Origin of the sequence: Streptomyces sp. NPDC085931 (assembly GCF_044540565.1) — a bacterium.
GTDB lineage: Bacteria > Actinomycetota > Actinomycetes > Streptomycetales > Streptomycetaceae > Streptomyces.
Genome location: NZ_JBITSK010000011.1, coordinates 87,782 through 101,410, shown reverse-complemented (window position 1 = coordinate 101,410; position 13,629 = coordinate 87,782). Strand labels below are relative to the sequence as shown.

The 13,629-nt window shown below is 71.2% G+C and carries 12 protein-coding genes; 1 reads left to right on the top strand and 11 read right to left on the bottom strand.

The features are described from left to right. The 5 genes from ACIGAN_RS23505 to ACIGAN_RS23485 form a co-directional block, all read right to left on the bottom strand. Positions 1 to 846, bottom strand: coding sequence for a carbohydrate ABC transporter permease (locus tag ACIGAN_RS23505; RefSeq protein WP_365086439.1), 846 nt, complete (start codon positions 844 to 846; stop codon positions 1 to 3). Then, the gene (locus tag ACIGAN_RS23500; protein ID WP_365086442.1) at positions 843 to 1,925 is read right to left on the bottom strand and encodes a carbohydrate ABC transporter permease; all 1,083 of its coding nucleotides are present in this window, start codon (positions 1,923 to 1,925) and stop codon (positions 843 to 845) included. The genes ACIGAN_RS23505 and ACIGAN_RS23500 overlap by 4 nt, the downstream gene beginning before the upstream one ends. A 5-nt stretch (positions 1,926 to 1,930) precedes the next feature. Next, positions 1,931 to 3,229 carry an extracellular solute-binding protein gene (locus ACIGAN_RS23495; RefSeq protein WP_399860202.1) on the bottom strand — a complete coding sequence of 433 codons (1,299 nt, stop codon included), beginning with the start codon at positions 3,227 to 3,229 and terminating at the stop codon, positions 1,931 to 1,933. A gap of 217 nt (positions 3,230 to 3,446) precedes the next feature. Next, positions 3,447 to 3,728, bottom strand: coding sequence for a DUF3039 domain-containing protein (locus ACIGAN_RS23490; RefSeq protein WP_365086448.1), 282 nt, complete (start codon positions 3,726 to 3,728; stop codon positions 3,447 to 3,449). Positions 3,729 to 3,757: 29 nt separating this feature from the next. Continuing rightward, positions 3,758 to 4,330: a YqgE/AlgH family protein gene (locus ACIGAN_RS23485; protein WP_365086451.1), complete on the bottom strand. Its 573-nt coding sequence runs from the start codon at positions 4,328 to 4,330 to the stop codon at positions 3,758 to 3,760. Positions 4,331 to 4,582: 252 nt separating this feature from the next. Here ACIGAN_RS23485 and murA point away from each other — a divergent pair, with 252 nt between their 5' ends. Further along, the gene (gene murA, locus ACIGAN_RS23480; RefSeq protein ID WP_365086454.1) at positions 4,583 to 5,923 is read left to right on the top strand and encodes a UDP-N-acetylglucosamine 1-carboxyvinyltransferase; all 1,341 of its coding nucleotides are present in this window, start codon (positions 4,583 to 4,585) and stop codon (positions 5,921 to 5,923) included. 164 nt (positions 5,924 to 6,087) lie between these two features. On the opposite strand, the gene ACIGAN_RS23475 is transcribed toward murA, so the two are convergent. From ACIGAN_RS23475 to ACIGAN_RS23450, 6 genes are all read right to left on the bottom strand, one after another. Beyond that, positions 6,088 to 6,369 (bottom strand): HU family DNA-binding protein, encoded by a 282-nt coding sequence (locus ACIGAN_RS23475; protein WP_003990598.1) that lies wholly within the window; start codon positions 6,367 to 6,369, stop codon positions 6,088 to 6,090. A 331-nt stretch (positions 6,370 to 6,700) separates the two neighbouring features. Then, a complete protein-coding gene (locus tag ACIGAN_RS23470) occupies positions 6,701 to 8,134 on the bottom strand; it encodes an NAD-dependent malic enzyme (protein WP_309094144.1) in 1,434 nt (477 codons plus the stop codon). A 341-nt stretch (positions 8,135 to 8,475) separates the two neighbouring features. Further along, complete coding sequence (locus ACIGAN_RS23465; RefSeq protein WP_399860198.1) at positions 8,476 to 10,764, bottom strand: HelD family protein; 2,289 nt, start codon at positions 10,762 to 10,764, stop codon at positions 8,476 to 8,478. A 60-nt stretch (positions 10,765 to 10,824) separates the two neighbouring features. Next, entirely contained in the window at positions 10,825 to 11,658 is an 834-nt protein-coding gene (locus ACIGAN_RS23460) for an anti-sigma factor family protein (protein ID WP_365086462.1), read from the bottom strand. After that, on the bottom strand, positions 11,658 to 12,179 hold the full coding sequence (locus ACIGAN_RS23455; protein WP_010039908.1) for a sigma-70 family RNA polymerase sigma factor: 522 nt from the start codon (positions 12,177 to 12,179) through the stop codon (positions 11,658 to 11,660). Before ACIGAN_RS23455 ends, ACIGAN_RS23460 begins: the two co-directional genes overlap by 1 nt. A gap of 352 nt (positions 12,180 to 12,531) precedes the next feature. After that, positions 12,532 to 13,125, bottom strand: coding sequence for a CGNR zinc finger domain-containing protein (locus ACIGAN_RS23450; RefSeq protein ID WP_365086465.1), 594 nt, complete (start codon positions 13,123 to 13,125; stop codon positions 12,532 to 12,534). Positions 13,126 to 13,629 lie beyond the last annotated feature (504 nt).

Below are 13,629 nucleotides of genomic sequence, written 5' to 3'. Positions count from 1 at the left end.
TCAGTCCTTCACCGCTCCGCCCAGTCCGGAGACCAGGCGCCGCTGTACGAGTACGAAGAAGACCAGGACCGGGATCGTCATCACCGTGGAAGCGGCCATGACGCCGCCCCAGTCCGGGTCGTCGGGCTTGTAGAAGACCAGCAGGGCCATCGGCAGCGTCGACTGCGAGGTGTCGCTGATGATGAACGACTTGGCGAACAGGAAGTCGTTCCAGGCGGAGATGAAGGAGAACACGCTGGTGGCCACGAGGCCCGGCAGGACGAGGGGGAAAAGGATCTGCCACAGGAATCGCGCCCGGCTCGCCCCGTCGATGTAGGCGGCCTCCTCCAGCGCCTCCGGAACGGCTTTCACGAACCCCCGCAGCATCCAGATCGCGAAGGGCAGCGAGAAGGCGATGTGGGGCAGGATCAGCGACCCGAGCGTGTTCAGCTGACCGGCGTCCCGCATGAGGAAGAACAGCGGGATCGTGAGGGCTTCCACGGGCACCATCTGGGCCACCAGAAACATGATCAGCAGGGTGGTCCGCATACGGAAGCGGAATCGTGTCACGGCGGTCGCGGCGAGAAACGCGATCAGCGCGGAGGCGAGCACGACACTGCCCGCGACGACGAGGCTGTTGAGGAAGTAGCGGCCGAATTCCTGTTGCCCGAAGACGCGCCGGAAGGAATCCAGGGAGGGCGCGAGCGTCCACGGCCTGGGCTCGCTCGACTCGATCTCCCCGGCCGGTTTGAAGGCGCTGAGCACCATCCAGTAGAGGGGGAAGGCGACGACGACCGCGATCAGCAGCGCGGAGGCCTCGGCGGCCAGCCGGCCCGGGCGGCGCACACGGGCGCGAAGAAGATTCACAGTTCCTCCCCCTGCCGGCGCAGCAGCCGCAGGTACACCAGGGTGACGGCGAGCAGGATCAGCAGCATCACGACGCCGATCGCGGAGCCGAGGCCGTACTGCGAGGACGCGAAGGCCTGCTGGTAGGCGTAGACGTTGAGGACCAGGTTCTGGCCGGCGATGCCGCCGCCGTTGGTCATGACGTAGATCTGCGTGAAGACCTTGAAGTCCCAGATGACCGACTGGATCGTGACGACGACCAGGATCGGCCGGAGCATCGGGGCGAGGACCGAGCGCCAGATCCGCCACTGGGAGGCGCCGTCGAGGGAGGCGGCCTCCAGCACCTCGGCGGGGACGGCGCGGATGCCGGCGTACACGGTCACCATCACGAACGGGAAGGAGCACCACACCACTTCGAGCAGGACGAGGAGGAAGGCACTGATCCGGCCGTAGGTCCAGGAGTGGTCGCCGAGGCCCAGCATCCGGTTGACCGGGCCGAAGTCCGGGTCGAAGAGGAACAGCCACACCGTGGACCCGGTGACGGCCGGGGTGGCCCACGCGCCGAGCGCGGCGAGCATCAGCGCGAGGCGCGGCACGGCGCGCACCCGGGTGAGCAGCACGGCCAGGGCGCATCCGGCCGCGAGCGTGGAGACGACACAGGCCGCCGCGAACAGCACGGTGGCGAGCAGCACCTGCCAGAACTGCGGGTCCCCGAACAGCTCGGCGTAGTTCCCGAACCCCTCGAAGGCGGCCGGCTCGCCGCCGCTCACCTGCGCCTGCGTGTACTGGAAGAACGAGATCAGGCCGAGCTGGTAGATCGGGTAGACGAGCAGCCCGCCGAGCACGACGAGCGCGGGCGCGAGGTACAGCCAGGGCGTCCAGCCGCCGGACACCAGCGGGGAGGTGCCGGCCGGCCCCCGGCGTCTGGTGCGGCCCTTCCCGCCCGGCGGCCGCACCGCCGCCGCGCGGGACTCGCCGGCCCCGTCCGCGGCGGCCTGCGGGGAGGGGGCAGGTCCGGCCGGCGGGGCGAGGGGCGCGGCGACGGCGACCGGGGGCGCCGCGGGGCGGCCGGGGCCCGCCGGCCGCGTACGGTCGTTCATCCCGCTCACCCGGCCGAGCCGAACGCCGTGTTCATCTTCTGCGCGGCGTCCTCGGAGGCCTGCGCGACGTCCTTCTTGCCGCTGATGACCTCCTGGAACATGGTCGGCAGGACGAGCTGGGAGTCGATCTGGGCCCAGGCCGGGGACGCGGGGACGAACCTGGTGCCGGCCGAGAGGGTCTGCACGAAGGGCTTCACGAAGGGCTCCTCCCGGGCGACCTGCCGGCGCACGTCCGTGAAGGTCGGCAGGAAGCCCATGGCGTCGAAGAGTTCGGCCTGGGTCTTCTTGCCGGCCAGCCGCCGCATCAGGTCGACGGCGAGCGTCCGGTGCGAGGTGCTCTTCAGGACGCCGATGTTGTTGCCGCCGGCGAAGGCGGGCGCGATCGAGCCGGGCTTCACGCCGGGCAGCGGGGCGACGGCGTACTTGCCCTTGACCTTCCCGGCCTCGACGGCGGTGTGGCTGAAGTCGCCGCCGATGGCCATGCCGGCCTTGCCCGCGGCGAACGCGGAGACCGTGTCGTTGCCGCCCATGCCGGCGCACTTGGCGGCCGGGCAGTTGTCGTCGCCGAAGAGTGAGGTGTACGCCTTGATGCCCTTGCGGGCCTGCGGGCTGTCGATCCCGGAGGCGTACGAGCCGCCCTTGCCGGTGGCGAGTTCACCGCCGTTGGCCCACACGAACGGCATGGCGCCGTAGGTGTAGGCGCCGCCGACGACCAGGCCGTACAGCTCGGGCCTGGCCGCGCGGATCTCGCGGGCGGTGGAGGCGAGTTCGGCCATCGTCCTCGGCACGGACAGGCCGAGCTCCTCGAACACGTCGGTGCGGTAGTACAGGGCGCGCACGCCGACGTAGAAGGGCGCGCCGTAGACCTTGCCGTCCACGGTGACCGACTGCTTCGCGGTCGGGTCGGTGTTCTTCGCCTCGCTCCAGTCGCCGAACTCCTTCGTGACGTCGAGGAGTCCGCCGTCCTTCACGTAGCCGGCCGTGTCGGTGTTGCCGTACTCCATGACGTCCGGAGCGGAGGCGGGGTCGTTGAAGGCGGCCTTGACGCGCTGGGCGCGGGTCTCGATGGGGATGTACTCGACGTCGACCTCGGTGCCCTCGTGGGCCTTCTCGAAGTCGGCGACGACGGCGTCGACGACCTTCTCCTTGGGCGCGTTGCCGACCTCCTGGAAGAGCCACACGCGCAGCGTGCCGGTCTTCTCGTCCTTGTCGGAGGCGGTGTTGCCGGAGGTCTGGGGCGCGCAGGAGGTGGCCAGGAGGGCGGCGAGCGCACCGAGGCCGACGAGGCGGGCGGACAGCTTCATGGAGTGCTCCTCCGAGGGAGTGTTGCAACATGCGCAATGAAGGTTTCGCTGTGCACAACACTTCGGAGGCTAGGGACTGCATGAACACGCCCACAAGAGGTCTCAACCACTCTGTGACCGGCAGACGCACCCCGTGCAACGCCCGGACAGCACAAAAGCCCCCAGGGCACGCAAAACGCACCCTGGAGGCTTTACGCCGCGCGGACCGGGTCCGGGCCTACTGGTCGCCCTTGCCCTTGTCGTCGCCGCCGGAGCCCATGGACTCGTAGATCTCCTTGCACAGGGGACACACGGGGTACTTCTTCGGGTCGCGGCCCGGGACCCAGACCTTGCCGCACAGCGCCACGACGGGGGTGCCGTCGAGGGCGCTCGCCATGATCTTGTCCTTCTGGACGTAATGGGCGAAGCGCTCGTGGTCACCGTCACCGTGAGAGGTCTGCGGCGTCGGCTCTACGAGGGTCCCCGTACCAGTCCCGCGCTCGGGCTCGAGAGTGCTCATAGGGCCAAGGGTACTGAAGCTCACACGCATCAGTTGAGCGAAGGGTCGTCGGGGTACGTCGCCACCATCGCCAGCTCGTTGCGCTGGCGGCGCAGCACCTCGCGCCAGAGCCGCTCCGGGGACGGGCAGGACACGTCGCCGGGCTCGGACTCGACGACGTACCAGGCGCCCTCCACCAGCTCGTCCTCCAGCTGGCCCGGGCCCCAGCCGGCGTACCCGGCGAAGATCCGCAGGGAGCCGAGGGCGGAGGCCAGCAGCTCGGGCGGCGCCTCCAGGTCGACCAGACCGATCGCGCCGTGCACCCGGCGCCAGCCCAGCGGAGCGGCCTCCCCGGCCGCGCCGCCCGGGACCACGGCGACCCCGAGGGCCGAGTCCAGCGACACCGGGCCGCCCTGGAAGACCACGCCGGGCTCGACGGCGAGCTCGCCCCAGCCCTCCAGGATGTCGCCCACGTCCACCGGGGTGGGGCGGTTGAGGACGACACCGAGGGAACCCTCCTCGTCGTGGTCGAGGAGCAGCACCACCGCGCGGTCGAAGTTCGGGTCCGCCAGGGCGGGTGTGGCCACGAGCAACCGCCCTGTGAGCGAGGACACCTCGGTCATGCCAGACATGATCCCGCATCTTGCCTCCCCGTGGGGAGCGAAGCGGGCGTCCGGAGTGCGCGCAGCTCAGGGCGCACCGGTGCGCCCGGCGCGCACGAAGGTGATCGTGACCCCATGTGCCCGGCACGGAACGGTTCGTGTTGTGACAGAGCTATGACGTGGCTGGGTCCGCCTCAGGCTTACAGAAGGGGGGTGGTGGGCGATTACCCTTTCCCTCCTGGCCCCTGCCCGACTCCACGGAACGCGAGATTCATGACCGTCAACGACGATGTCCTGCTTGTCCACGGCGGAACCCCGCTGGAGGGCGAGATCCGTGTCCGCGGTGCGAAGAACCTCGTACCGAAGGCCATGGTCGCAGCGCTGCTCGGCAGCGCCCCGAGCCGGCTGCGCAATGTTCCGGACATCCGCGACGTGCGTGTCGTACGGGGTCTGCTGCAGCTGCACGGTGTGACGGTCCGTCCGGGTGACGAGCCCGGCGAACTGGTGATGGACCCGACGCGCGTGGAGAGCGCCAACGTCGCTGACATCGATGCCCACGCCGGCTCCAGCCGTATCCCGATCCTGTTCTGCGGCCCGCTGCTGCACCGCCTCGGCCACGCGTTCATCCCCGGCCTCGGCGGCTGCGACATCGGCGGCCGGCCCATCGACTTCCACTTCGAGGTGCTGCGGCAGTTCGGCGCGAAGATCGAGAAGCGCGAGGACGGCCAGTACCTGGAGGCTCCGCGGCGGCTGCGCGGCACGAAGATCCGGCTGCCCTACCCGTCCGTCGGCGCGACCGAGCAGGTGCTGCTGACGGCCGTCCTCGCCGAGGGCGTCACGGAGTTGTCCAACGCGGCCGTCGAGCCGGAGATCGAGGACCTCATCTGCGTGCTGCAGAAGATGGGCGCGATCATCGCGATGGACACCGACCGGACGATCCGCATCACGGGTGTGGACCAGCTCGGCGGCTACAACCACCGCGCCCTGCCGGACCGCCTGGAGGCCGCGTCCTGGGCCTCGGCCGCGCTGGCGACCGAGGGCAACATCTACGTCCGCGGCGCGCAGCAGCGCTCGATGATGACGTTCCTGAACACCTACCGGAAGGTGGGGGGTGCCTTCGAGATCGACGACGAGGGCATCCGCTTCTGGCACCCCGGCGGTCAGCTGAAGTCCATCGCGCTGGAGACGGACGTCCACCCGGGCTTCCAGACGGACTGGCAGCAGCCGCTGGTGGTCGCCCTGACGCAGGCCACGGGCCTGTCCATCATCCACGAGACGGTCTACGAGTCCCGTCTGGGCTTCACGTCCGCGCTGAACCAGATGGGCGCGCACATCCAGCTCTACCGCGAGTGCCTGGGCGGCTCCGACTGCCGCTTCGGCCAGCGCAACTTCCTGCACTCCGCGGTCGTCTCCGGCCCCACCCGGCTCCAGGGCGCCGACCTGGTCATCCCCGACCTGCGCGGCGGCTTCTCGTACCTCATCGCGGCCCTGGCGGCCCAGGGCACGTCCCGGGTGCACGGCATCGGCCTGATCAACCGCGGCTACGAGAACTTCATGGAGAAGCTCGTCGAGCTGGGCGCGAAGGTCGAACTGCCGGGCAAGGCGCTCGGCTAGGCCCCGCAGGCCCGTACACGCCGAGGGGCGGCCACCTGGACCAGGTGGCCGCCCCTCGGCGTTTCATGCGGCTCTCGGCGGGCTCACGCCCCGAAGGGGCGCGGGGAACTGCGCGGCCGGCCACAGGCGGCCCGCAGTTGCCCACGGCGCACGCGAGGGAACGCTTACTTGCCCTTGGCGGCTTCCTTGAGCTTCGAGCCCGCGGAGACCTTCACGCTGTAGCCGGCCGGGATCTGGATGGGCTCGCCGGTCTGCGGGTTGCGGGCGGTGCGAGCGGCACGGTGGGTGCGCTCGAAGGTCAGGAAGCCGGGGATGGTGACCTTCTCGTCCCCCTTGGAGACGATGTCGCCGACGACGTCGGCGAACGCGGCCAGCACGGCGTCGGCGTCCTTGCGGGTCACCTCGGCGCGGTCGGCCAGCGCGGCCACCAGCTCACTGCGGTTCATGTTGTTACTCCCGTGTTCATCTTGCCGTTGAGGCGTCAGATCGAAGCCGATGCTGCCAGGGTCCTCGTTGAGTCCCCGGACCCGGGTCCGTCGTCAGACCCTCGCGCCCAGGGACGCATCCTGCCCCTACCTGCGGCGGGAAAGCCAATCCGGCACCCGCAGGAGTCGTGAGAACACCCTTGGGGAGTCACACGAAAAGAGGGCCTGAGCCTGGCCGCCACGATAGCTCCGCTGCTGACGGGGGTCGTGCGACGCGCCGGTCCCCCGGCGGCCGTGGGCTTACTCACAGTCCCGGGGACGACCGTCCCGAAGGCCCCGGTAGACCTGGTCCTCAGACCGCCGACGGGCTGTTCGCCGTCGCGCCGGCCGCCTTGGCCGCCTCCCGCACCGCACCGGCCACCGCGCCCGCGACCTTGTCGTTGAAGACGCTCGGAATGATGTAGTTCGGGTTCAGCTCGTCCTCGGTCACCACGTTCGCCAGGGCGGTCGCGGCGGCCAGCATCATCTCCGTGTTGACCGTGCGGGACTGCGCGTCCAGCAGGCCGCGGAAGACGCCCGGGAAGACCAGCACGTTGTTGATCTGGTTGGGGAAGTCGGAGCGGCCCGTGGCCACAACGGCCGCGGTCTGACGGGCGATTGCCGGGTCGACCTCGGGGTCCGGGTTCGCGAGCGCGAACACGATGGCGTCCTCGGCCATGGCGGCCACGTCGTCGCCGTCGAGGACGTTCGGGGCGGAGACGCCGATGAAGACGTCCGCGCCGCGCACGGCCTCCTTGAGCGTGCCGGTGAGGCCCTCGGGGTTGGTGTTGTCGGCGATCCAGCGCAGCGCCGAGTCGGGGGCGGCGTCCACCAGGTCCTCGCGGCCGGCGTGCACCACGCCGTGGATGTCGGCGACGACGGCGTTCTTGACGCCCGCGGCGAGCAGCAGCTTGAGGATGGCCGTACCGGCGGCGCCGGCGCCGGACATCACGACGCGGATGTTCTCGATCGCCTTGCCCGCGACGCGCAGGGCGTTGGTGAGCGCGGCCAGGACGACGATGGCGGTGCCGTGCTGGTCGTCGTGGAAGACGGGGATGTCCAGCGCCTCGCGCAGCCGGGCCTCGATCTCGAAGCAGCGCGGGGCGGAGATGTCCTCCAGGTTGATGCCCGCGAAGCCGGGGGCGATCGCCTTGACGATCTCGACGATGGCGTCGGTGTCCTGGGTGTCCAGGCAGATGGGCCAGGCGTCGATGCCGGCGAACCGCTTGAACAGCGCGGCCTTGCCCTCCATGACGGGCAGGGCGGCCTTGGGGCCGATGTTGCCCAGGCCCAGCACGGCCGAGCCGTCGGTCACGACCGCAACGGAGTTGCGCTTGATGGTGAGGCGGCGGGCGTCCTCGGGGTTCTCGGCGATGGCCATGCAGACCCGGGCGACACCGGGCGTGTAGACCATGGAGAGGTCGTCGCGGTTGCGGATGGGGTGCTTCGACGCCATCTCGATCTTGCCGCCGAGGTGCATCAGGAAGGTACGGTCCGAGACCTTGCCGAGCGTGACGCCCTCGATGCCGCGGAGCTCCTCGACGATCTCGTCCGCGTGCGCGGTCGAGGTCGCCGCGATCGTGACGTCGATGCGGAGCTTCTCGTGACCGGACGCGGTGACGTCGAGGCCGGTCACCGAGCCTCCGGAGGACTCCACGGCGGTGGTGAGCTGCGAGACGGCGGTTCCGCTCGCGGGCACCTCCAGCCGGACCGTCATCGAGTAGGAGACGCTGGGCGCCGTTGCCATGGCCGACTTCCTCTGCTTTCACCTGACGCTGTTTTGTGCCGTCCGATCGTCGCACCTACCGCTCGGTAGCGGGTAGCCGCCCTCCATTGCGAACGTTTTGTTCGCGGAACCGGCGGGCAACGGCAGGCAAAAAGAGACCCACGTCACGCTGACGTGGGTCTCTTTCGCGTTTAGGTGGCACCGACCCGCCATGCTCGCCTCGCGGCAAGTGGTCGCTCGTAGCGACGAAGGTTGGGCCCGGGGGCTTGGATCGGGCCGGTGCCACGTCCAGGCTAACAAACGGATCCCGTAAGGCCATTCCCGTATCGCGAGTTCATTTCGCCGTCGAGTGGGTAACCCGCTCAATCCCGCAGCAGATCCGGGATTCCGGCCGCGTCGGGCTCGTCCCGTTCGGCGGAGACGACCGTGAGCTGCTGGGTGGCCCGGGTCAGCGCGACGTAGAGGACGCGCAGGCCGGCCGGTGACTCGTCGGCGATCTCGGCCGGCGAGACCACGACCGTCGCGTCGTACTCCAGGCCCTTGGCCTCCAGGCTGCCGAGTGCCACGACCCGGTCGCCGAGTCCGGCGAGCCAGCGGCGGGCCTCCTCGCGGCGCTGCATGGCGACGACCACGCCGACCGTGCCGTCGACGCGCTCCAGCAGCCGGGCGGCCTCGTCGCGGACGGTGGCGCCCAGGCTCTGGCCGGCCACGGTGAAGCGCGGCTCGACGCCGGTGGAGCGGACCGCCCTCGGGGCGACGGAGCCGGGCATCGCCAGGGCGAGGACCCTCGCGGCGAGCTCGGCGATCTCGGCCGGGTTGCGGTAGTTCACGGTGAGCTCGAAGCGGCGGCGCGGGCGGGTGCCGAGGGCCTCGTCGCGGGCCTCGGCGGCCTCGTCCGGGTCGGACCAGGAGGACTGCGCCGGGTCGCCGACGACCGTCCAGGTGGCGTGCCGGCCGCGGCGGCCGACCATGCGCCACTGCATCGGCGTGAGGTCCTGCGCCTCGTCGACGATGACGTGCGCGTACTCGACGCGCTCCTGGGCGAGCCGTTCGGCCCGCTCCCGCTGGGTCTCCTCGCGCACCGGCATCAGCTCCTCCAGGCCGGTGAGCTGGTCCAGCGGGTCCAGCTCGCGCTTCCTGCGGGGGCGGGCCGGGGCGCCGAGGACGGCCTGCAGCTCGTCCAGGAGCGCGATGTCGTGCACGGAGTACCCGTCGCGCTTGAGGGAGCGGGCGACCTTGCGGACCTCGCCCGGGTTGAGCAGGCGCCGGGCCCAGCGGCCCAGGCGGCGCTCGTCCGACATGGCGTCCAGGACGGCGGCCGGGGTCAGCTCCGGCCACCAGGCGTCGAGGAAGGCGAGGAAGTCGTCCTCGGAGGTGATGTCCTCGTCGAAGGAGGACCGCAGCTCGGCGGCCAGCTCCGGGTCGGTGTGCCGGCCGGCCGCGCCGGAGCGCTCCCACAGGGCGTCGAGCAGCAGCTTGCGGGCGCGCGGGCGCAGCAGGTTGACGGGGGCGGTGCCGCCGAGGGCGGCGCGGCGGATGCCGGCGAGTTCCTCGGCCTCCAGCTCCAGGCGGCGGCCGAAGGCGACCACGCGCAGCCGGGCCGGTGCCTCGGGCCGCTCCAGGGCGCCGCGCGCGGCCTTGCGCAGCACCTTCAGCATGCGCGAGGAGCCCTTGGCGCGGGCCACGGCCGGGGAGTCGTAGAGGGTGGCCTCGGCGCCCTCGACCAGGGAGCCGATGGCGCGGATGGCGACCTGGCCCTCCTCGCCGAGGGAGGGCAGGACGCCCTCGGTGTAGGCGACGAGCAGCGGGGTCGGCGAGACGATCAGGATGCCGCCGGCGTACCGGCGCCGGTCCTGGTAGAGGAGGTAGGCCGCGCGGTGCAGGGCGACGGCGGTCTTGCCGGTGCCCGGGCCGCCCTCGACGTACGTCACGGAGGCGGCGGGGGCGCGGATGACCAGGTCCTGCTCGGCCTGGATGGAGGCGACGATGTCGCGCATGGTGTGGCTGCGGGCCTGGCCGAGCGCGGCCATCAGGGCGCCGTCGCCGATGGCGGGCAGTGCACGGCCGTCGAGGAAGGCCGTCAGCTCGGGGCGCATCAGGTCGTCCTCGACGCCGAGGACCCTGCGGCCCTTGGAGCGGATGACCCGGCGGCGCACGACACGGCCGGGGTCCACGGGCGTCGACCGGTAGAACGGGGCGGCGGCCGGGGCCCGCCAGTCGATGACCAGCGGGGCGTAGTCCTGGTCGAGCACGCCGATGCGGCCGATGTGCAGGGTCTCGGCGATGTCGGCGGTGTTGTCCGGGCGCACCGCGCCCTCCGCCGGCTCGACCGCGGTGTACGCGCCGTCCGGGCCCTTCTTGCCGTCCTTGCCGAGCAGCAGGTCGATCCGGCCGAAGAGGAAGTCCTCGAACTCGTTGTTGAGCCGGTTGAGGTGGATGCCGGCGCGGAAGACCTGGGCGTCCCGCTCGGCCAGGGCGCCGGGCGTGCCGACCTGGCCGCGCTGGGCCGCGTCGTTCATCAGGAACTCCGCCTCGTGGATCTTCTCCTCGAGGCGCCGGTACACCCGGTCCAGGTGTTCCTGTTCCACACCGATCTCGTGGGCTCTCAAGGAGTCTTCGAGCGCGGCTTCCTGTTGAGCCTGAGCGGCCACCGGGCCCCCTTCTGACGTGCTGGGCAGCCGTCCACCGTACGCGAAGGGGACCCGGTAAGGCTACGCGTCGACCTCGACCAGCCGCTTGCCGTCGAAGGTGACGACCTCGAAGTGGTCGATCTCGTTCGGCTCGAAGGCGGCGCCGCCCTGGACGTACAGGGGCTGCTTGGCCTTCTCCGTCCTGGCGTCGGGGAGGCCGTAGCCCCACTCCGGGACGGACCAGGAGGACAGGGTCTCCCGCTCGCCGTTCTTGCCGACCGCGACGAGGGCGCACTTGAGCGGGCCCTTGACGTTCTTCAGCTCGGTGACCACGCCCGTCCCCCAGTCCTTCTTCTGGAGGGCGACCGTCGCGGTGACCTTGGTGGTCGGGTCGGTGGCGGAGATCTTGTCGGAGATGCCGTCGAAGGCCGCCTTGGCGGGGCTCGCCGCGAGCGGGCGCTGCTCCGTGCCGCCGCTGTCACCGCCGCCGCTGTTCGTCGCGACCGCGACGAAGGGGCCGCCCACGATCAGCGCGCCGGCCGCGGCCACCATGTAGAGACTGCGGCGGCGCTTCCGGGCGCGGCGGTCGGCGACCTCGTCGACCAGCTTCTCCACCAGGCGCGGGCGGGGCTTCGCGGACAGCGACTCGCCGATCGCGGGTGTGCTTCCGGAGCCGGGCAGGTCGGCGAGGGCGGCGAGCATGGGCTCCATGCCGGCCAGCTCGTCGAGCTGCTGGGCGCACCATTCGCAGGTGGCGAGGTGGGCCTCGAAGGCGGTCGCTTCGGCGTCGTCGAGGATGCCGAGGGCGTACGCGCCCACGGTCTCGTGCTCGTTCGGCACCGGAGATTCCTGCATGGGGCCAGACATACCCATGCCTCCCGTACCGAACCCTTGGTTACCCCCGTAAACACTCATCACGCCGTCACCCCCCGCTCCTCCAGTGCCAGCTTCATCGAACGCAGGGCGTAGAACACCCTGGAGCGGACCGTTCCGCTGGGTATGCCCAGGGTCTCGGCCGCCTCGTTGACGGTACGCCCCTTGAAGTACGTCTCGACGAGCACCTCCCGGTGAGCGGGGGTCAGGTCGTCGAGTGCGTCCGAGAGAGTCATCAGCCACAGCGCCTTGTCGATCTCGTCCTCCGCGGGGATGACCTCCAGCGGCGACGGGTCGACCTCCTGCGGCCGGGCCTGCCGGCTGCGGTGGCCGTCGATGACGATGCGCCGGGCGACCGTCACCAGCCAGGGGCGTACCGAACCGGTCGCCCGATTGAGCTGACCGGCGTTCTTCCAGGCACGGATGAGCGTTTCCTGTACGACGTCCTCGGCGCGCTGCCGGTCTCCGGCGACCAGGCGCAGGACGTATGCGAGCAGGGGTCCGGCGTGTTCGCGATAGAGCGCACGCATCAGCTCCTCGTCGGGTTCCGAGGGCTGGGACATGCGATGTCGGGCCCTCGGTGCTCGTTCATTGGCCACGACGGAATCCTTGCGCACGCCCACCTCCGATGTCCGGGGGTTCCCCCAGTCGGTCGCTCCACAAGCCGTACGGAAGCGAGCCGTTGGGTGTTCAAAGGAAGGCGACAGATTTCTTCGAAGTGACGTGACGAGCGGGACATGGGGTCACATTCCCACCCCCCGTTCTTTACATTTCCGCCACATCGGCAAGATCGGGCCGGGCTTTCCCTACGGGACCGTAGGCAAACGGCGTGTAAGCGAAATCACTTCGGCCGGGGGGTCACAGAAGTCGCATTCAGGACACGGTATTTCAGTGCACGGACCACTCAATTCCGTTTCACGCGCGGGCGAGTGCGGCACGGCGGCGGTGCCGGGCGACGCGTTCGCGGTTGCCGCAGACCTCGCTGGAGCACCAGCGCCTGCGGCGGCCCCGGGAGGTGTCGAGGTAGACGATGCGGCAGTTGTCCCCCTCGCACTGGCGCAGGGCCGCGCGCGCGACGGGGTCGGTGAGCAGTTCCACGGCGTCCCGGGCCACACAGGCGAGCAGGGCGGCGCAGTCCGGCGGGCCGTCCAACTGCCGTACGAGCTGCCCGTCCTCGCCGCGGACGGCGCGGGGCGCCGGGGGCGCGGTGCGGGCCAGGTCGTTGACGCGCGCGAGCGCGAGGTCGTACGCCGCCACGCCGGCGCCCGGCCGGCCGCGCACCAACCGGTCGATCTGGCCGCGCAGTTCGCGGAAGGCGGCCGGCCAGGTGGCGTCGGCGTGCGCCAGGGCGGTGTCCGCCGGGACCAGTCCGGAGCCGGTGATCCAGGCGCGCAGCACGGGCAGGGCGTCGAGCCGTTCCCGCGGATGCGTGGTGGAGAGCAGGTCCAGGCAGATCCGCCCGGCGTCGAAGCGCAGCTCGTAGGGGGCCGTGGCCGTACCCAGTGCCATGTGCCTGTCACCGCCTAGGTCGGTGAGACGCCAGTGAGGGCTCCAGAACCGTTCCCCTCTTACAGTGCCCGCCCCGGCACGCGCCGGAAAGCCCTCACGCGAGGACGGGCCGCGAAGCGGCCCCGGGCGGCCGAGGGGCTGCCCTCCCCTCCCGTGTCTGGCACGCCTGCCCTCCGGCTCGGGTCCCGGCCGGGCCACTGCGACCGCACACCGACCGTGACCGCGCCACGGGCCCTTGATCGGCCTCCGCCCGGCTCGGGTCCCGGCCGGGCCCCTGCGACCGCACACCGCCAGTGGCTGCGCCACCGGCCCCTGACCGGCCTCCGCCCGGCTCGGGCCCTTGACCGGCCTCCGCCGCGACACGGGCCCCTCACCAGCCGTCGCCACGCTCCCGGCCTGCGCCGTCGCATCGACCTCTCACCAGCCGTCGCCACGCCACCGGCACTCCCCCGGCCTCCGCCGCCACACCGGCCCCTGACCGGCCTCCGCCCGGCTCGGGTCCGG